An 18,210-nucleotide genomic window follows, 5' to 3' on the forward strand; every position below is an offset into this window, starting at 1 on the left:
GGCCTACGGCTCCATCGGTCAGCCGTGACAAGCCAGTCGCGGTAGTCTGGCCAAAACTACTAAGTAAGTAGTCAGTATAGAGGTCGAGGGTTGTCTGCATACTCAAAATTAAACCAGCCATCCAAAAAGTGGCGTAACATCAGTTAATAAGTAACGATTTAATATTTTTAGGATCAAGTGCAAAAGTTGTGGAGGGCGTTGTATTTTTCTAGGTTTGTGGTTTCACCCAAGTCTAGCTCATTTTGGAAAGTTTCTTGCCCTTAGTCGAATACCTCTTACCAGAGTTTATCTTAACATACTACCAATTAACTCGTGTCGAACACGCTTTAGAAGTACTTCATCTATATCTGGAGGAGAAAAACTACGACGAGTCGGCTAAGCCCAAAGACCAGTTGTTATCCAAAGGCTTTCTGCCAGAAATGACTATCCATGACTTCTCCATTCGAGACAAACGGGTATTTCTGCACATCAAACGCCGACGTTGGCCACCGTGGCACGGCTCAATTCCAGAACGGGCCGAGTAGAGACAAGGGATTGGAGCCAAGTGGCACAGGGCACGCGAATGACGAGTGAGTTCGCACGGTACGCCGTCACGGGCTTTTTTAAAAGAAATTGACGGATTTATCCCCCCACAGTACCACTAGCCTTGGTTACCTTTATGGCGTTGATGGCAACCGGCTGGCACGACAATACCGCACTCAGTTAAGTGATTTTTCGGCTTGGTCCCGGCGATCGCATGCCAGGCAGCGGCTGTTGTTTCCGGCTAACTTAGGGTCCCATCTCTCCCTTGATGAAACCAGCTTATCCCATGGTGAACTGTATACGATCCTGACCAATACTAAGTTCAGCCCGATGACTACCAACCGGAGGTGCTCTCCAATGGCGACACGCTGAAACAACTGCTGGCTCGCAGTCGCTACGTGCTCTATAAAAAGCCTACCGACTGGACCCAAAATCAGCAAGAGCAGGCTGTCCTGCTGTTTGAGCGGTATCCTGATCTGAAGAGCGCCTATGAGTTGAGCCAGTCGCTGAGTCATATTTTTGAGAACACGACCGACAAACTTTACGGCTTAGCTCGTTTGGCAAAATGGTATGAACAAGTTCGACAGGCCGGTTTCAAAGCGTTCAATACGGTGGCTCGTTCCATCCAAAATCATTATGAGACGATTCTCAACTAGTTTGATAACCGCAGTACGAATGCCTCGGCCGAGTCCTTCAATGCCAAAATCAAGGCCTTTCGGGCTCAGTTTCGAGGGGTTCGGAATGTGGAATTCTTTCTGTATCGACTAACTCAGTTATATGCTTAATCCAAGTTGATCCACAACTTTTAGAATTGATCCCTCCGATTCAGCTCACCCACTTTCGCACTTTTGTGACTATCGATACTTACCCTCCCACTTTACAAGTGTAAACAGCCGTCAGCACCTGTTCCGCAAAACACGGCGCCTACTCGTGACGATAACATGATCCTGGGTAATCCCGACGGAGCCAGGCCAAGTGAGAGCAGCCCCAACGCTTACCTGATCACCCGGCCTACGCTTATCCTATAGCATTGCCAATTGGTGCAGCTGGCATTTGAGCCAAGAGGGTTAAAAGTAAAATCTAAACCCGTACTGACTTTTGCAACAGACACACTGATTATAGAACTCAATTTATCCTAAAAGGACCAAACGCAAATGGAACATCAAATTCAAACTAAATCCAATAATATGTATTTGATCACCGTCATTTTGTTAATGTTTGTTCTACCCCTTAGTTCAATTTTGGTCGAGCTTTCCTTTACTAACTCCTCACTTCCAATTATGAACTTGACGGGGAAGTGGTTTTTGTTTTGGGCGGTGGGAATGCGGCTATTTACAGCAGGAATCAGACAAGCGGTAAATCCTGCTTTTACGGCAAAAGATATCTTTCACCTAACTACTCAAGAAAGTTATGTAATTGTCAAAGAGCTTGGCTTTGCCAACATTTGTCTAGGTCTGGTGGCGATACTTTCATTGTTTGTGCCGCCATCTCGTCTTATAGCGGCCTGCGCGGGTGGCCTTTTCTTTGGGATTGCAGGGACAACTCACCTCCTCAAGAAGCCAGTTAGCTCGAATGAATGGATCGCGATGATTTCAGACATTTTTATTTCTGTTGTTATGCTAGTTTTTATACTATTTTGTTTCTGGACGAGCTATATAGCTGAGTAGAAGCCTCTATTTTAACATAAGAGATGTGGCTGTTATAAAAGTCGGTGTGGCGATCTAGACTGGTAGTTTAAGCCCGTTCCAGCTTCCAATGCTGATGATTTTAATTGCTAGTTTTTGCAGGGTAGAGCCAAGTCATTGCTCATTCCTCTTTTGCCATCATTAATCATTTTGACCAGGGTCACCCTAGAAGCGAATTATTGATAGTTGTAATCAGTATGAGAACCCAACGAAGTAAGCTGATGCTCCGAAAAGGTTAACCGGATGGTTAAACCTTCCTGGCTGATGATCGATAACTGACCCCCCAACTGGTCACTGAACCCCTGGATCAAAGTCATACCCAACGACTGACTCCGACTGGGGTCAAAGTCCACCGGTAAGCCCACCCCATCATCCCGGATGGTTAGCTCATAACTGTCCTTCCGTAGAAATCCTAGACTTACCTGACCTCTACGCCCATTGGGAAAGGCATACTTAAGGGCGTTGGTGATAGCCTCGTTGATGATCAAGCCTAAGGGCACCGCCTGGATGACGTCCAGCTCGATGGGCTCCACCTGCACATCATAACCAATCGGTTGGGGCAACTCATAGGACTCGCGCAGGTAAGCCACAACCTCCTGAATGTAGTCATCCATTGGGATGCGGGCGATGCCTTCAGCCTGGTAGAGCTTCTGGTGGATCAGAGCCATGGCCTGCAAACGATGCTGACTCTGCTGGATGGCCGACAGGGCGGCATTATCGGAGAGATAGCTGGCCTGGGAGTTGAGTAAACTCATCACCACCTGGAGGTTGTTTTTGACCCGGTGGTGGATCTCCTTCAGTAGCCGTTCTTTCTCGGCCAGCAGACGCCGTAAGTCCTGGTTCTTGTGGTTGATTTCTGTTTGCTGGGCTTGAAGCTGATACTGTTGAGTCAGGAGTAGCTCATGCTGATGCTGCAATTGCTGGTTGCTGCGCTGTTTGAGTCGGTAGCGGTTGTAGGTAAGACCCAACAACAACAGGAGCATAACGGCTCCCAGGCCAATCGAGTTACGCACCAGGCGATCCTGCTGGAGTTGCTGGGTCTGAAGTTGCTGCTGTTGGGAGAGGACCTGAATGCGTTGGTTTTGCAGGCGGATGTCTTTGTCTTTCTGTTCGGTCTCGTACTGGGTTCTGAGTTCCTCGAGCTGACGGTTCTTGGTCTGGTTGAAAAGGGAATCGTTGATGGCGGTAGCGAGCTGGAAGTGCAGCAAGGCGGAGCGCAGATGGCCTTGGGCCGAGTCAACCTTGTAGAGGGCCTGATGCAGGATGGCCGTTCTATCCGGGAAGCGGCCTTGCTGACTGACCGTCAGCGCTTTTTGGAACAAGTGTCGGGCCTGTTCATAACGTCTGGTAAGCCAGTAAAGCTCACCAAACTGCGTATTGATATAGATTAAACCGGATAAGTTATTAAGTTTCTCATAAAACGGCAGCAAGCGAATGTATAAGCGTTCAGCCTGTTCATACTGGCCTAAAACAACATAGCTCTCAGCCAGGCAGGTGGTTAAGGGAAGACTTTGCGGATCGGGGTTCTGGCGAACCAGTTCAATAATAGCCAATGCCTGTTGACGAGCCTGAGGGTACTGATGGTTCTTTGGGTATAACTTCATCAGTATTCTGTATTGTCCTACAAGCAGGTTAATGGACTCAATACCCCGTTGAGAACGGATTAAGCGAAGTCGTTTATGGGAAATAGTTATGGCTCTTTCGTAATTGCCTAATAGCTCATAGATATCAGCCAAGCGCCCATTAATATCGATTTGATAATTTAGATTATTCCTTTGCTCAGCCAGGCGTAAGCTTTGTAAATAGGCCTGTAAGGCTAGTTGGTAATTCCCTATGTCTTGATGTATTACCCCAATTCGCTCGAAGGTCAAGTAGATGGTTGTATCCCGATACGATTGTTGAATGGCTAACTCCTCCATAAATAAAGGGAGGGCTTTATGAGAACCAACATGTAAGCGAACCATATCGGCATAATCTTCCAGTACTTCGGCCGCCTTGGGTTTATTCCCTAGTTGCTGATAGGCCTTCTGAGCTTGCTGGTAGTAATCGATTGTTCGGGTGGAATCGTAGCTTTCACCGAAACTAAAACACTTTGCTAGCAGATAGAGGGCCTGTGCTTGCTGAGGGAGTTGGTTAGCCGCTGAACTTACCTGCACTACCTGCCTGGCATTGTTAATCGCACTATCCAACAGATGATGTATTTCAGGCATAGCAGCATGGTTTCTACCTTTTCGGCTTTCTTTATACTGATCGTAGTATTGTCGACCGATTTGCAGCAATAATTTAGTTCGACTGGTGTCAGCTGGTAAATGCAATAGCTGTCTTTTCAGACTATCAATTCGATTATGGGCTTGAGACCAGGCGCTGTGGGGGTCAAATGCAGTGGCTATCATCAGGGTAATAAAAACGACACGGAATCGGCTCATGGCACAGCAGCAGCTTGTTTCGGAGAATTCAATCTATAGTTATAGGCAAATTACTCATTTACAGCTGTGACCGCACCTGATTAATGACTTTCATTCTGCTTGTGCTGGCCCCGGATGAAGTATCCTTTTATACAGTACGAATTGGATCAATCCTCTTGATGTATGCCAGCCAGGTTTGATATACCTACTGGACGGCGTACGTACGATGAGGAAAAAGAGTTGGCGTCCTTTTTTCGGACGCCCTTGATTATCAATAGTTTTAAGAGTTGCACCCCTTAGGTGCTATTAGGCTGACTTTGAGACTCGTAAGGGAAGAAACTTCCCAAATTTTCCCTCAACTTTCTCTATTATTCTCTCCATTTAGCAGGTTGAAAAATCTCCAAAGCACCTTGCTCGAATCGATGAAAATGGTCTTCTGTTAGGTATAAGCAGTGGCTAGTCTATTTGTTCTGGTTGATGATCATTAACTCCACCTAAAAGTTACTTACTGAAAAAAAGATGCCAATTAGTTTAGAGTTACCCCACTCAGCAATCGAGCTATTCGGATCATTTCGTAGCCAATCATTAGTTCTTTTCTAGCCTCCAGGAGTGTATGTGCTTCTTCTAATAGTCGAGTAAGGATCTTTATCTCCTTTAATAGCAATACGCTGGCTTGAGATGGTTTATAACGGTGCCTCCATTCAAAAACGTCCCGAGTTGTATGAATATCTGTTTTATAAGGGCCAAACCCAATATCATTGATGGATAACCTTACCTGGAGTACCCCCTGATCACTGCCTAATAATTCTCCAGAAAGCCGTAGTAGGCTATCGCTTTTGAACTCAAACCGGATACCAAAAGGCTGCGCAGTAAGCCGGTAGTATTTTTAGCCATGGTTTCCTGAAGGTTAGCTTTCACTCAAAAGCAAAAGGGAACAACCCTCTCCCCTGCCTATACCCTCCGACCAGGAGGTTATATTACGTATGATGCTTACACGGTGGCAAAGCAACGCTGACTGGCCACTTTCTGCTGGCTATGTCTTTATAGTAAGTTAACAGCAAACAACCGTAAACATATTGAATAGCCACCGATTACTTTACCCTGATAGCCATATCTTCGGCCATAGGTGCACTGGCTAATTGGCAGAATGGATAGCCAAAAGGCTAACTTTGGCGATCCGATTTCATTCATTTTATACATATAAGGGCTATTCTGGTTTCAATTGATTTACGGTTACTTATAATGTAGTGGCTCCGCCAAGTAGTTCGCCAGCCTGACTGACTTGGTCAGCAAACCACCTGTTTTCGCTCCGTTATTCAGCCTGACGATTCTTAAAGGCCTCTATAGGATTATATTGATTAATCCTATGGTTGGATAACAAATCGATGGTTTGATTAAGGTTCGGGCAGTGGAATCATGACCACATAGCCGCCAAAGGGCGCATTCCTGGGGTGCTTATGGATGGGTATCAGCACAATATCAGCCTCGATCAGCCCGAAGCCAGTCAGATAGACTTTTAGTTGCGGGAAGGTAAGAGTGCGACTGGGAATGAATAGGCCAATCTGATGCCGAGGAATTGATTCATCGGCAAAGCAAAGGCAACTATGTTTGTCTTTGCTGTCAGTAACGAGCCAATCATATTGCTCTTGTGTCATAGTTGTCAAGATGAACTTGGGCTGTGTCCTGTATTGGCCTGAACTAGCATTAAAATCTGGGTAATGTTCCCGTTAAGGGGTTGGGATTATCGGATTGACTGACCGAAGTGGGTAAGGTTATTCGGGTCAAAAGGTGGAATAACGGTTCAACAACAGATGTTCCAGCGGGTGTTCTGGAATCCTTACTAAGCAAAATACGCCCTGCGATCGTATCGGCAAGCAACAACGGGCCGTATCCCCTGATTACGCCATCAACAGTACAAGTGCCATAAAGAGAATGTTTGACCTTATTACCTTTTTGGAGTTGATATATTTCTTTGATATTCATGTAGTTATTTGTTTTGTTGTTATTCTAATAGGAACGTACTAACCCGAACATACGTTCGTGGTGCAAAATTATTTAGCGAATGCAACGCCCGGCTTGAGACCGGGGTTGCATTCGATCAAATTAAGGGCAAACATGGCTTTAAAAGCTTCACTTGCTGGTGCTCGGTGCCGTGTTGATCTGCAAGAGGATTAGCCCTTTGCCCTACTAATAGGCACACGCACTCGATCTAGTGAGGCTGCATCCTCAAGCCGTTGCTGATGCAACAGGTTGACCCGCAGGTCCACCAGATTCAACTCAACAGCCTGACCGGCTACCCCCCCAAATCTCGACCTCGACGGATTTGCCTTCCACCGGATTGCCCAACACCTTGACCTCTAAGCCTGTTCCGCCTTCTGCTACACCCACCCGGACAGGAGCCGTGCAGATGACTAACCAGTTGTAGACATAGCTGGCCACCGAGTATCACCCCGTTTAGCCACCAGGGTGATACTCGGATTGTCGGTGTACAGATTCAGGCTATAGGGACTCGGATTGGGGGTAGCTGGCATCTCATTGACGACCGAGAAACTAATAGGTGAACTGTCCACTCCTCCGTACTGGGGCGTAAAGGTCACTCGTTTCAGCCCTGCGCTGAGCATGTCACAGCTTACCGTCGAAACACCCACAATGGTAAAGCCGGCGGGCGTCGAAGGCATCGGATTGACCGTCAACTGGAAACTGGTTTGGGCGGACAAACCACCCGGATCCAGCGCCGTTACCTGAACATTGTTGACACCAGTAGTCGAAGGTGTACCGCTGATGAAGCTGCCGCTGACCGAGAGTCCACTGGGTAAACCCGTCGCGGAATAGATTAGCGTTTGCCCATCGGTATCCGAGAAGTAGTTATTGAGATTCAGTTGATAAGCTTGACCCACCAGGATGGTCTGGTTCGGAATACCACTAGTCGTCGGGGGGCTATTCGGATCGTTGCCCGTCTGACAGGAAGCCAGCCAGTTGACTGGGGGGTAAACTGAGCCTGATAGCCACCTTTGGCTTCATCGATGAGCGTATAGTTGACCATTGTCACCTTCGTTATCGAAAGACTTTGGGTAGTACTTGCAGCGCCTGAGGAGCCGAGGCTGGGCCCGTGCCAGTACCCACCGTGCAGGAGGCTTACAGGGTGTAGTTGCCCGGTTGCGAGAAGGTGTACACATTGCCGTTAGCTTGCCCCGTGCCACCCAGAGGAAACCAATTGATCGTACCCAAGCAGCCGTAGTAATGAGAGAGCAAAGGACTAGAAATGGCAATATAAACTATTCATTAGTAGGTTTTTACATAAATTTTAGAGAATATATCCGCATATGATGTCTATTTAGATTTACAATAAGCTAATTATTTTTGCTACTCAAGTATATTTTTTAGTTATTTACAAAGAAACTACTCACTTAATATTCATGAGTTTGTGCTCATTTGAAGTAGCATAGGCGCTGTGTATAAAACCATCCGATCTCATAGAAACCGGGTGTTCGCTTCTAACGCACGTTTTTAGGCTGTTTAGACCCAGAAAGGGCTGTACCCAGTGCTGGGTACAGACACTCTAACAGGTACTTACCAAACGGTATATACCCATCGGGAGTTGATGAACTCTGCGCCGAACGTATCCCGCATACGTTGACCATTTCTCCACTTAGGAGGCTTTGTGAAAATGCAGTACGGGTAGGTTCATGAATCCTTTCCAAAAGCAATACCCTTATCTATCTTATTATTAAACAGGCAAAGAATGAGGGTATCCTAGGTTTAGATACTAAACCGTTTGTATTAACGGACGAAAAGAGGGCCAAATTTAGTAAAATGGGTAAGACTAATTTTGGTAGGTTTCGAAAAGATGACCTTACTCAACTTGCTAGTTTTACCAGAATACGGGATCGATTATTTAAATTAAGAGGTCGTAAATGTGAAAGGTGTGAATGGGCGGAAGTTAATCCTTACAACGGCTTCATTCCAGTTCAGATTGATCACATTGACGGAGATAGAAGTAACAATGCTCTTGATAATTTGATCATACTCTGTCCAAATTGTCATAGCTTGACTGAGAAGTTTATGTTTTATGGAGCGAAACGAAAATAAACCGTTGACGGGCGTTTGAATTGCTCCAGATGTGCAAATTGGGGTATAGTACAGTGGTAGTACGTCTGATTTTGGTTCAGATTGCGGTGGTTCGATTCCATCTACCTCAACTATTGCCGGATAGTATAGCGGTTATTACCCCCGACTCTGACTCGGGTGACCTAGGTTCGATTCCTAGTCCGGCAACAAAAGGGTGTCGTGTAGTTGGCTTTCTTCGTTTTTGGTGCTAAACCATTTATTAATATCACATAGTAAATTAAGCCTAATCGGGCTTTTTTGGTCCTGCTCGACCTGCTGCTCCTGTTGGCCCACCTGGCGGAAAATTCCCAAATACATACAGCACAAACTTATTGAAGAATCCTGCATTTAGGAGCCATGAGTATCCAAAAGCAAATACGGCAATCGATTCACCGATAAAAGTGCCAATACCATTCGTTTCTCTTTCAAACCATTCCCGCTTTAATAGTATACCATAATTACCCATAACGATACCTAGTATTGCAAGAATCATGACAATTCCGCAGCCGATATATACTGTTGTATAAAAAGTTGGATGTTGTCTAAACTCAGGAGATGGGTCCGTTTTAGGAAATCTGAATATTGATATTAATGCCAAAGAGAGCAAAAATACTCCGGCAGAAAAAAAGTGAGTTTTCGTCCTGATGTCATAATAGCCAGTTTTTCCAAGAAAAGTCACCGCATATTCCGGGACTCCAGATTTTGAACCTAAATCAGAAGTTGGTAATAGGACGACAAGTAAAGCACATGCACCTGCAATAGATGACAACCAAATATCCGCTGGATCCTTACCTCTATAAAGGAGTAACACTACGGCCAGTAGGCTAAGAGTGACCACAAACCAAGTGCTCATTCTCGTGTAGTAATAATGACTTATTGACTCAAGGGGAAAATAATTTGCTGGATGATACGTATAAGCGGATAGACCTCCCCAAAGAATAAAAGGAAGTAATATGCCCAAAAGGCCAATAAGAATTTTAAGCTTATTCTGCTCAAGGGTTGTTGGTGCACCTTCACTTCCGTTTCCACCGGCTGGAGGAGGTGGTGGAGGAGGAGGGCTAAATCTGAAGGTGTTTATTAAATTATTTAAGAGAGCCATACCCAAAGAGATTAAGGATGATCATACTTATATGAAATCAACTTAAAGTTCGTTGAGTATGCACGCTAAACACCTGAAAATTAAGCGTTTCGACTTTACCTCTGTAAATATTATTAATTATTTATTGATTGGTATGTCGGACACTTTTTTGAGCCTGCTTTTACTTCCAGATTTTAAAATGACTTATAATGTCTTAGTTCTTGATGTGTTGGACAGATTTCCTAAAATGGCGGCCGCTACTGCGGTTGTGTCAAAAACTACCTATGCTTCCTACCATTTTTGCTGGGGTCTGGGCCATGATGAAATACAACTGAAGTACTTAAGCCAGCTAGCTTAATAACTAGTTGTACACTGGCCTAAAGCACGAATTCCTAAAAGAGAAAAATATTATAAATACCGGATTTTCCCCGTTGACTTATTGCGGATTTGCTCACTAGTTGCATAAGTACCTTTCAACTGGCATGCCCCATGAGCTTATCGGTCACAATCCATTATAAAAATGTGCAGCAGTTTGCTGAACCTCATCTTTGGGTGTGGTACACAGGGTCAAATAGTCCTGATCAGTTTGCTCCAACAGGAATGGACAGTTTTGGCCATATCTTCACGGCTGATGTCAAACGTCCCACCTTCTTCTTTAAATTTAAAGATGGTGTCGGTACGGAAGGGCCCTGGGAGAGTGACTCATTGAGTCGCTCATTTCGACAGCTCGAAGGAGAGCCTACTGTAACCACTTTCATAACAGAGGTCTGGTGCAGAGGGGATAAAGCCTTTGTCTATCCGGTACTTCCGCGCGAAGCTGAGTCGATTCCGGCTTCCAGCTTTTTAGCTACTGTTAAGCCCAAACCGGGCATTGCTTTTTCAGATACGGGCGGAAAGTCAGGGTTAGGAGCCACACTGCTCGTTGGAGAGGGAACCCTTTTTGGCTTTTATCATCCGAATGCAGCTCGGGTCTATGTCATGGGGAGTTTCAATGAGTGGCAACGGCCTGGTCATGATAACCCGGATCCGAATAAATTTTGTGAGTTGCGACTTTATGAAGGCTACTTTGGGACACCGAATCTGTGGTTAGGCGTAATCCCGGAGGCCAAAGCGGGTGATGAATACAAATTCTGCGTTCAGGGAGGAGTTGCCAGCGATGAGAAGGGCCGCTTTCAGCAATACTTTTCGGATCCATATACGCGTCAGTTAGGGCCTAACTTTAGTACTAATAATAGTGTCATCGTAGACCCCACACAATTTGAGTGGACAGATGGTGATTGGGAAACACCTGACAAAGCCAACTTGATTATTTACGAATTGAGTGTATTCGGTTTTACTGAGGGAGATCCGGGCATTAACCAGCCGGGTAAATTTGCCGGAATTACGGAGCGGATTGAGGGCGGTTACTTTAATGACTTAGGCATTACGGCTCTTTCGCTAATGCCTTTGGCTGAATTCCCCACACCTCAGGGCGACCGAACACTGGGGTATAACTCTTCCCTGTTTTGCGCCGTTGAGCGAGACTTTGGTTCGCCAGATGACCTCAGGACGCTGGTTAATTCGGCTCATTCCCGTGGCCTTGCCATAATCCTTGATCAGGTGTTCAATCATACCGATAATGCGTTTAACCCATTATGGCGGATGATCCTGGAACACCCAAATGAGGAATTTGATCATGATGAGGGGGGGCTTTATTTTAACGGAAGTACACGCTGGGGAAATCGGATAGCCACCGAAAAGCTGGATGTGCAAAATTTGTTAATCGATACCTGCAAACTACTCCTAAAAGAGTATCATGTAGACGGTTTTCGATTCGATGCGACAAATACTCAGTATATGGATCATGGATTCTTGTATCGATTAGCCCCCGAATTAACAGCCATCAAACCATCAGTGATTCTGGTCGTGGAAAATCTGCCCAACCAGAGTGATTTAAACCGGTCTGGTTTTGACGGTTTTATGCAATGGGCTGATCCCTTTCACGATAAGCTAAAGGCGCTTCTTCGCGAAGGGACATTTGACAACTCAAATTTTTATAATACCGACAAGCTTGCCGACATCTTTTTCTTCTGTAAATCCCTGTATGCGACCCACACCAATAATGTGATCAATTACGTCGAAAGCCATGATGAAACCAGTGTGGCTTATGAAGTGAGCACAAATCCTCTCTTAAATAATTCAGCTACCAAAGACCGAAAAGGGCGGTTAGGCTTATTTGCCACTATGGTCGCTTTAGGGCAGCCCATGCTCTACATGGGTGGTGAATTTAACGTGGAGCGTGACCGCAATATTGTGAGCTTTAGCTGGCCGGCCGACGGCCCAGATAGCAATGGCTTTTTCCGCTGGGCAAGACGGCTGATTCGATTGAGAAGACGTTATCCTTCCCTTAAATTAACTGGTGATCGGTTAACCGCAGATGGGCGATTTGGCTGGATTTTAGGGCCTTGGCTGGATAATCGTCATGGACAGAACAAACGCTTATTGGGTTGGCGGCTTCAGCCCAACTCGTCGGCCCATGAGCGCATGGTTATCCTGCTCAATTTTGAGAATCACTCGGTTAATGTTGATATTGAGCTTGGGCGGGCGGGCCGTTGGGTCAAGCTAGCTGATCTGGACACCGTCAATGATATTTCGCCCGAGGGTACAAATTCTAGTCATGAGTCGAGCACCCTACAAAGTAACGATGGTCGTTTTCTCAATTTTAGTTTGCCTAGTTCCAGCGGCTTTATTTATAAGTGGGAGCCCTAAATGTAGTTTTTACTGCATACCGTCAGCAGAAAGTTGACAAAAGGGGAGACAAGTTTCAGGCGGGCAAATTATCTACACTAATTTCATAAGAAAAATTATTCTCACCGCCGGGCCCTTTAGCAGTTAAGGTAACTTTATACTTCTTTCTCTTTTTATAATCGTTCACTGGTTCTTTTTCAGTTGGAGATTGCCCGTCGCCAAAATCCCAAGCAGAGGCATTACTATTTTCTATTAATTCTTATTTAGAATAATTAAAGATAATTTTTAATCCTGTATTTTTTCGTGTTGCTTTGCTCTCTGAATTCTTGACACTCAGAAAATGAAGTACATACGATTAATTACATTGCTTTTTCTTTCAGCTTTATCTACTATTTCGCTGTCGCAGCAACTTGGGAGTATCCGAGGGAAAGTAATATCTGCCGACGGCGATCCCGCCGAATATGTAACGATCAGTTTGAAAAACCGTAGTCAGGGAGCCATTACCAACGCGAAGGGCGACTACATCATCAACCGGGTGAAACCCGGCTCCTATACGGTTCTGGCTTCGGCTATTGGCCTAAAAACCAGTGAAAAACAAGTGACCGTCATCGGAGACGAAGCCGTGACGCTTGATTTCGCTTTAGCCGAGAGCACTGCCCAGTTGCAGGAGGTCATTGTGAGTACCGGACGAATTAACAAATTTTCCAGAACCTCCAGTGAGTACGTCTCCAAAATGCCGCTTAAGAATCTGGAAAACCCGCAGGTGTACAATACCATTGGCAAAGAGTTACTGACCGAACAACTGGTTTTTTCGGTCGATGATGCCATGCGTAATGCGCCGGGCGTTCAGAAGATGTGGGAAGCAACCGGTCGCGGTGGTGATGGCGGTAGCTTTTATAGCTCACGTGGGTTTATTGTGCAGAGCCAGCTTCGAAACGGCCTGGCGGGCAATGTTACCACGACAATCGACGCGGCCAATCTGGAGAAACTGGAAGTGGTCAAAGGGCCATCGGCAACGCTGTTTGGCAGTAGCTTGACTTCTTACGGGGGCTTAATTAACCGGGTAACGAAGAAGCCCTACGAGCGCTTTGGTGGTGAGGTAAGCTATTCGGCGGGTAGCTATGGGCTCCAGCGGGTGAGTGCCGACGTCAATACACCCGTCAATCCGGCAAAAACGCTTCTATTCTGACTAAATGCGGCCTTTAATTACGAAGGTACTTTTCAGACCCAGGGTTTTAACCGAAGTGTAGCCATTGCGCCAAGTCTACTATACCGGCCTAATGATCGCCTGTCGATACTGGTTGATGCTGAAGTATTTCGGAGCAAAAACATCGGAAAACAGATTCTATTCTTTTACTTCCCGGCGGCTGCGCTGGGTGCATCCCGGGCCGATCAGCTCAAGGTGGATTACCGGAACTCCTATACCGGCGATGGGCTAACTCAGGATTCCCGAAGCGCAAATATTTTTGGACAGATCAACTATAAAATCTCCGATAGCTTTACTTCGTCAACGAATCTGACCTCCAGTCATAGCTATTCAGAGGGATTCGGCCCTTACTTTTATCTGATCCCGGATGCCGTAGTAACGGAGAATGCCGCCGATGCGGGTAAGGCCAACTACCTGGTCCGGGCTGATCAATCGACGGCCAATAGTAAAAACGATGTTTTTGAGGTTCAACAAAACTTCAATGGTGACTTTCTCCTGGGTACATTACGAAATCGTATTGTGTTAGGGCTGGATTTTCTGCGTATCAATGCCAATCAGAACTTCTTTGGCAGCCAGTACGATGTGGTTCCTATAAACGTCGCTGGGTATGATTACAGTAAATTCAACGGTATAAACATGAAGGCACTGTACGCAAGTGGCCCTCCACAATTTACCTATCCGATAACGGGCATACGGAACACGTACAGTGCTTTCCTCTCGGATGTGCTTAACCTTACCGACCGGTTAAGCATACTGGCTGCACTACGCGTTGATCGCTTTCAAAACAAAGGTGGAACAGAAGGAGCAACCGTAACGGGCTATGAGCAAACGGCACTCTCGCCAAAGTTTGGTCTGGTATTTCAACCCCTTAAAGACCGGCTTTCGTTGTTTGCCAATTACCAAAACAGCTTTACGAACCGGGGTGTTTACAATGCATACGACGTAACGGCCCGCGATAGCCTTACCCTGCGATTTGCCAAGCTCGAACAGGCCAATCAGTTTGAAGCCGGTCTGAAGCTGGATGCCTTTTCGGGGAAGCTGAGCACTACTATCAGTTACTATGCCATTCGGGTGAATAACCTATTGCGCACAGATCCTAATCCATTAGCAGCTGCCAAATTTGCGCAGACACAGGATGGCGAGCAAGTGAGTAAAGGCGTTGAAGTGGATATTATTGCCAACCCCTTCAGCGGCTTTAATGTGGTGGCTGGTTTCAGCTACAACGATTCAAAGCTGGAAAAAGCGGATGCCGATGTGAATGGTCGCCGGCCTACTACAGCTTCGTCGCCCGTGCTGGCCAACCTCTGGCTGAGTTATCGCTTACCCGATTACCTGTTGAAAGGGCTGGGCTTTGGTTTCGGTGGCAATTATGCCAGCGACAACAAAATCCTCAACAGTATCAGCATGGGCGAATTTATACTACCCGCCTATACGGTATTGAATGCCTCCGCCTTTTACGACCGGCCGAAATTCCGGATTTCAGCTAAGGTCGATAACCTTACCAATCAACAGTACTGGATTGGGTATACGACAGCCAATCCGCAGAAATTGAGAAGTTTGGTTGGTAGTATCAGCTATAAATTTTAGGACTTTAAAACCACTGGCTTTAGCAATTGGGCTTAAACCGATGTCGATTATGAGCACCACAAAACAAGTGTTGGCCTGGTTTCACATTCATAAATGGACCAGCCTGATCTGTACGGCTTTCCTGCTGATGCTGTGTCTGACGGGCTTACCCTTAATCTTCCATGAAGAAATTGATGAGTTGGAAGGAAAGCCCCATCTAGCTCCTCACCTATCGGCTGGAACCCCAAAACTGCCGCTGGAACAACTGGCTCAGATCATCCGCCAACGATTTCCGAAAAAAGTAATCCGCTATACCTACTGGGACGAGCATGAACCTAACACGATGACGTTCACACTATCGGATTCGCTGACGGCCCCGGCAGATAACTATCAACTCGTCATTCTCGACGAACGGACAGGAAAGGTGCTCGAAGAACCGAATCTTCAGGAAGGTTTTATGTACGTGATGCTTCAGCTCCACGTGGACATGTTCATGGGCATTGGGGGGAAGTTATTTCTGGGGCTGATGGGCATACTGTTCGTCGTTGCAATCCTTTCCGGGCTAATGTTATACAGCCCGATTATGCGTCGGTTTAATTTTGGTATGGTCCGCACCGAGAAGTCAACCCGGCTCAAATGGCTCGACCTGCACAACCTGCTGGGGGTAGTCACCGTCGTCTGGGCGACGGTGGTCGGGCTAACGGGTGTTATCAATACTCTGTCTGAAGTGGTATTGGCACTCTGGCAGCAGGGGCAACTGGCTCAGATGGTAGCCCCTTACAAGGATGCCCGTCCGCTAACGGGAAAACTTAGCCCGCTTGATCAGGCCATGAAAGTGGCCAGTGGAGCTGCTCCCGACATGAATCCATCGTTTGTTGCCTTTCCAGGTACGCCGTATTCCAGCCAGCACCACTATGCCGTTTTCATGCGTGGCGATACACCCTTAACGGAGCGGCTATTAAAACCTGCTCTTATTGACGCCAAAACCGGGAAATTAACCGATATGCGTTCTATGCCCTGGTACGTAAATGCTTTATTCGTGTCGGAACCGTTGCATTTTGGCGACTATGGCGGGTTGCCCCTGAAAATCATCTGGGCATTATTTGACATCATTACCATTGTTGTCCTCATTAGTGGCCTATACTTATGGTTTGCCCGGCATAAAGCCACCAGAGCGCAGATTGTCCGAACAGGTAAAACAAAGGGAGACAAAACCAGCCAACAAGTTGAAGAGGCCGAAATATTAACGCTTAGCCTACGGGAAGAGGAACAACATGACTAATCGGTTCTGGCACATCTGGACAATACCTCTTTTGCTGGGGATTATTAGCCTTGGAGGGCTTATATCAGCACTGGTCGGCGATACAATTTGGGATGTCCTTTCCTGGCTTACACTAAGTATTCCACTACTGGTCATTGCCCGATTTTGGCTGAAGCCACAGGGAAGCAAGAAATCCACCTCCCTAAAATGACTTTGTCATTTTAGGGAGCCAACGAATTCCAATTTACAGATCTCTTTATGGTTCTTTCCTTCGCGAACTGTAATCTGATTAATTTTTTCAATGACTATCCGCTACTTACGAGTCAAACCTGGGTGGGATGATTTGCCTCAAGCCTACTGCCGTAGGTACACATTGGCCTCTTTTCCGGAAGATTTGGGAGTCTTTTTTGATTTCTTTCCCCGGAACCACCAGATAATAAAGCCGGTCACCGGTAAACTGGCACCGATCAAACTGACGAAAAATGCCAGAATTCGCGTGGGTAAACCCCAAATCTGGCCAACGTGAATATCAAAATTCATCCGGTAAAGCTTTTCCCCAGCAGATAGTTCTTCATACCGTCGTGATTCATCCGATGGTAATTCTTTTAGGGTCTTCTGATCAAAAAAGCGGGTGAACGTTTTATAAATGGTGCCGTCTTCCGGATTAATAGTCACCTCGAAAGGGTCTTTGGCCTCTTCAGGAAAGGATAGGCTCAACCGACCGAAATTGCCCGGATGCTCCCGGCGAATCAATTGCCATAGTATATCTTCCGGTTGCGAATACGTGCGAGTGGTTATGGTGGTGTCGGAGAAGGGGTGTTCGTCCGATAGACCATGATGACCGGTCTGGGTTTTGCCCGTTAACAACCAATAGTACCCGTTGTCGAACCAGCTAAAACTATAGACAATCCCCGAAATCGTTAAGGCCAGGCAGACCAGCAACGCATAGAATCCCAGTACGTTATGTAAGTCCAGATTAACCCGCTTCCAGTTCGCCTTCCAGTTGATGGTAAAGCTTTTTTCGCGGGTCGATTTCGTCCATTTTTTCGGATACCACCAAATGAGCCCCGTAATCATCAGAATGACAAAAATGATACACGCACTTCCAACGATCGGGCTGCCGATTTTTGGCGGCAGGAAGAAGAAGCGATGCCCGCTTCGGGCAAAAATGAAAAATGCTTCGGCTTTCGAGGGCCCTTTCTTATGGTGAATTATTTCACCCGTATACGGATTCAAGAAAATGGAATAGAATTTACCTTCGGCGGGTTTGTAGCTGGCGAAAGCTGATTTATTCGGCCCTCCGTATGTAATACCCATCAGCGTAACGGACTTTCCTTCGGCTTTTTGCGCAAATGTCTGGGCTTTTTTTAGCAATAGGGAGGGGGCCAGAAACGGACGATTTTGAGGCTCAACCCGCTGATACGTTTCCGTAAAATACCAGACTTCGTATCGAAACACCCAAAAACAGGCGCTCAGACATACCACAAAGACGACGATGCCCGACGCTAGCCCCAGCCATAAATGGAGCCATTCGTTAATCCGCCTAAAAAGAGAACGTTTTGGTTTTTCCGTCGATTGCCGGGCCATAACTACTAAGAGGTTGGAGGTTTTCGATGGAGATTCGTAGATCGACGCTCAATGTCGATCTACGA

18 protein-coding genes, 2 tRNA genes and 1 pseudogene are annotated in these 18,210 nt (G+C 46.3%); 12 read left to right on the forward strand and 9 right to left on the reverse strand.

The features are described 5' to 3' along the window. Nucleotides 1–242 precede the first annotated feature (242 nt). The 3 genes and pseudogenes from GJR95_RS08845 (at nt 243) to GJR95_RS08855 (ending at nt 2,189) form a co-directional block, all read left to right on the forward strand. Nucleotides 243–524, forward strand: coding sequence for an ISAon1 family transposase N-terminal region protein (locus tag GJR95_RS08845; RefSeq protein ID WP_232541124.1), 282 nt, complete (start codon nt 243–245; stop codon nt 522–524). A 396-nt stretch (nt 525–920) separates the two neighbouring features. Further along, nucleotides 921–1,307, forward strand: a pseudogene (locus tag GJR95_RS42735) (ISL3 family transposase). Between the two features lie 369 nt (nt 1,308–1,676). Beyond that, nucleotides 1,677–2,189 carry a DUF6790 family protein gene (locus tag GJR95_RS08855; RefSeq protein ID WP_162385531.1) on the forward strand — a complete coding sequence of 171 codons (513 nt, stop codon included), beginning with the start codon at nt 1,677–1,679 and terminating at the stop codon, nt 2,187–2,189. Between the two features lie 194 nt (nt 2,190–2,383). Here GJR95_RS08855 and GJR95_RS08860 read toward each other — a convergent pair whose 3' ends face one another. The 6 genes from GJR95_RS08860 to GJR95_RS08885 form a co-directional block, all read right to left on the reverse strand. Then, entirely contained in the window at nt 2,384–4,633 is a 2,250-nt protein-coding gene (locus GJR95_RS08860; protein ID WP_162385532.1) for a tetratricopeptide repeat-containing sensor histidine kinase, read from the reverse strand. Nucleotides 4,634–6,006: 1,373 nt separating this feature from the next. Continuing rightward, nucleotides 6,007–6,267, reverse strand: coding sequence for a hypothetical protein (locus GJR95_RS08865; protein ID WP_162385533.1), 261 nt, complete (start codon nt 6,265–6,267; stop codon nt 6,007–6,009). 49 nt (nt 6,268–6,316) lie between these two features. Further along, nucleotides 6,317–6,595: a hypothetical protein gene (locus GJR95_RS08870; RefSeq protein ID WP_162385534.1), complete on the reverse strand. Its 279-nt coding sequence runs from the start codon at nt 6,593–6,595 to the stop codon at nt 6,317–6,319. Nucleotides 6,596–6,889: 294 nt separating this feature from the next. Then, nucleotides 6,890–7,051, reverse strand: coding sequence for a hypothetical protein (locus GJR95_RS08875; RefSeq protein ID WP_162385535.1), 162 nt, complete (start codon nt 7,049–7,051; stop codon nt 6,890–6,892). Next, nucleotides 7,024–7,509, reverse strand: a complete 486-nt coding sequence (locus GJR95_RS08880; protein ID WP_162385536.1) for a putative Ig domain-containing protein — start codon at nt 7,507–7,509, stop codon at nt 7,024–7,026. Before GJR95_RS08880 ends, GJR95_RS08875 begins: the two co-directional genes overlap by 28 nt. Continuing rightward, on the reverse strand, nt 7,488–7,655 hold the full coding sequence (locus tag GJR95_RS08885; protein ID WP_162385537.1) for a hypothetical protein: 168 nt from the start codon (nt 7,653–7,655) through the stop codon (nt 7,488–7,490). Before GJR95_RS08885 ends, GJR95_RS08880 begins: the two co-directional genes overlap by 22 nt. A gap of 770 nt (nt 7,656–8,425) precedes the next feature. Between GJR95_RS08885 and GJR95_RS42740 the strand changes: the two genes are divergently transcribed. From GJR95_RS42740 to GJR95_RS08900, 3 genes are all read left to right on the forward strand, one after another. Further along, nucleotides 8,426–8,701, forward strand: a complete 276-nt coding sequence (locus tag GJR95_RS42740) for an HNH endonuclease signature motif containing protein (protein ID WP_162385538.1) — start codon at nt 8,426–8,428, stop codon at nt 8,699–8,701. 39 nt (nt 8,702–8,740) lie between these two features. Next, nucleotides 8,741–8,811: transfer RNA gene (locus GJR95_RS08895), tRNA-Gln, on the forward strand. 4 nt (nt 8,812–8,815) lie between these two features. Continuing rightward, a tRNA-Gln gene (locus GJR95_RS08900) sits at nt 8,816–8,887 on the forward strand. 76 nt (nt 8,888–8,963) lie between these two features. On the opposite strand, the gene GJR95_RS08905 is transcribed toward GJR95_RS08900, so the two are convergent. After that, entirely contained in the window at nt 8,964–9,818 is an 855-nt protein-coding gene (locus GJR95_RS08905; RefSeq protein ID WP_162385539.1) for a hypothetical protein, read from the reverse strand. Between the two features lie 58 nt (nt 9,819–9,876). On the opposite strand from GJR95_RS08905, the gene GJR95_RS08910 reads away from it, so the two are divergent. Further along, nucleotides 9,877–10,155, forward strand: coding sequence for a hypothetical protein (locus GJR95_RS08910; RefSeq protein WP_162385540.1), 279 nt, complete (start codon nt 9,877–9,879; stop codon nt 10,153–10,155). Nucleotides 10,156–10,286: 131 nt separating this feature from the next. Then, nucleotides 10,287–12,545: an alpha-amylase family glycosyl hydrolase gene (locus GJR95_RS08915; protein ID WP_162385541.1), complete on the forward strand. Its 2,259-nt coding sequence runs from the start codon at nt 10,287–10,289 to the stop codon at nt 12,543–12,545. Between the two features lie 55 nt (nt 12,546–12,600). On the opposite strand, the gene GJR95_RS42745 is transcribed toward GJR95_RS08915, so the two are convergent. After that, entirely contained in the window at nt 12,601–12,777 is a 177-nt protein-coding gene (locus GJR95_RS42745; RefSeq protein WP_162391631.1) for a PKD domain-containing protein, read from the reverse strand. A gap of 87 nt (nt 12,778–12,864) precedes the next feature. Between GJR95_RS42745 and GJR95_RS42040 the strand changes: the two genes are divergently transcribed. The 4 genes from GJR95_RS42040 (at nt 12,865) to GJR95_RS08935 (ending at nt 16,769) form a co-directional block, all read left to right on the forward strand. After that, a complete protein-coding gene (locus GJR95_RS42040) occupies nt 12,865–13,713 on the forward strand; it encodes a carboxypeptidase-like regulatory domain-containing protein (RefSeq protein ID WP_232541126.1) in 849 nt (282 codons plus the stop codon). A 213-nt stretch (nt 13,714–13,926) separates the two neighbouring features. Continuing rightward, on the forward strand, nt 13,927–15,318 hold the full coding sequence (locus tag GJR95_RS42045) for a TonB-dependent siderophore receptor (RefSeq protein WP_232541127.1): 1,392 nt from the start codon (nt 13,927–13,929) through the stop codon (nt 15,316–15,318). Nucleotides 15,319–15,367: 49 nt separating this feature from the next. Next, entirely contained in the window at nt 15,368–16,579 is a 1,212-nt protein-coding gene (locus tag GJR95_RS08930; RefSeq protein ID WP_162385542.1) for a PepSY-associated TM helix domain-containing protein, read from the forward strand. Next, nucleotides 16,572–16,769 carry a hypothetical protein gene (locus GJR95_RS08935; RefSeq protein ID WP_162385543.1) on the forward strand — a complete coding sequence of 66 codons (198 nt, stop codon included), beginning with the start codon at nt 16,572–16,574 and terminating at the stop codon, nt 16,767–16,769. Before GJR95_RS08930 ends, GJR95_RS08935 begins: the two co-directional genes overlap by 8 nt. 143 nt (nt 16,770–16,912) lie before the next feature. Here the strand turns inward: GJR95_RS08935 and GJR95_RS08940 are convergent, their stop codons facing one another. Continuing rightward, entirely contained in the window at nt 16,913–18,145 is a 1,233-nt protein-coding gene (locus tag GJR95_RS08940; RefSeq protein WP_162385544.1) for a PepSY-associated TM helix domain-containing protein, read from the reverse strand. Nucleotides 18,146–18,210 lie beyond the last annotated feature (65 nt).

The sequence above is a fragment of the Spirosoma endbachense genome (assembly GCF_010233585.1).
Taxonomy (GTDB): Bacteria; Bacteroidota; Bacteroidia; order Cytophagales; family Spirosomataceae; genus Spirosoma; species Spirosoma endbachense.

Excerpts from the sequence above, each read along its gene's own strand:
- GJR95_RS08930 (WP_162385542.1), top strand. The coding sequence starts at position 15,368 with ATGAGCACCACAAAACAAGTGTTGGCCTGGTTTCACATTCATAAATGG.
- GJR95_RS08940 (WP_162385544.1), bottom strand. The coding sequence starts at position 18,145 with ATGGCCCGGCAATCGACGGAAAAACCAAAACGTTCTCTTTTTAGGCGG.
- GJR95_RS08885 (WP_162385537.1), bottom strand. The coding sequence starts at position 7,655 with ATGGTCAACTATACGCTCATCGATGAAGCCAAAGGTGGCTATCAGGCT.
- GJR95_RS08935 (WP_162385543.1), top strand. The coding sequence starts at position 16,572 with ATGACTAATCGGTTCTGGCACATCTGGACAATACCTCTTTTGCTGGGG.
- GJR95_RS08870 (WP_162385534.1), bottom strand. The coding sequence starts at position 6,595 with ATGAATATCAAAGAAATATATCAACTCCAAAAAGGTAATAAGGTCAAA.
- GJR95_RS08855 (WP_162385531.1), top strand. The coding sequence starts at position 1,677 with ATGGAACATCAAATTCAAACTAAATCCAATAATATGTATTTGATCACC.
- GJR95_RS08905 (WP_162385539.1), bottom strand. The coding sequence starts at position 9,818 with ATGGCTCTCTTAAATAATTTAATAAACACCTTCAGATTTAGCCCTCCT.
- GJR95_RS08910 (WP_162385540.1), top strand. The coding sequence starts at position 9,877 with ATGCACGCTAAACACCTGAAAATTAAGCGTTTCGACTTTACCTCTGTA.
- GJR95_RS42040 (WP_232541126.1), top strand. The coding sequence starts at position 12,865 with ATGAAGTACATACGATTAATTACATTGCTTTTTCTTTCAGCTTTATCT.
- GJR95_RS08865 (WP_162385533.1), bottom strand. The coding sequence starts at position 6,267 with ATGACACAAGAGCAATATGATTGGCTCGTTACTGACAGCAAAGACAAA.
- GJR95_RS08915 (WP_162385541.1), top strand. The coding sequence starts at position 10,287 with ATGAGCTTATCGGTCACAATCCATTATAAAAATGTGCAGCAGTTTGCT.
- GJR95_RS08860 (WP_162385532.1), bottom strand. The coding sequence starts at position 4,633 with ATGAGCCGATTCCGTGTCGTTTTTATTACCCTGATGATAGCCACTGCA.
- GJR95_RS42740 (WP_162385538.1), top strand. The coding sequence starts at position 8,426 with ATGGGTAAGACTAATTTTGGTAGGTTTCGAAAAGATGACCTTACTCAA.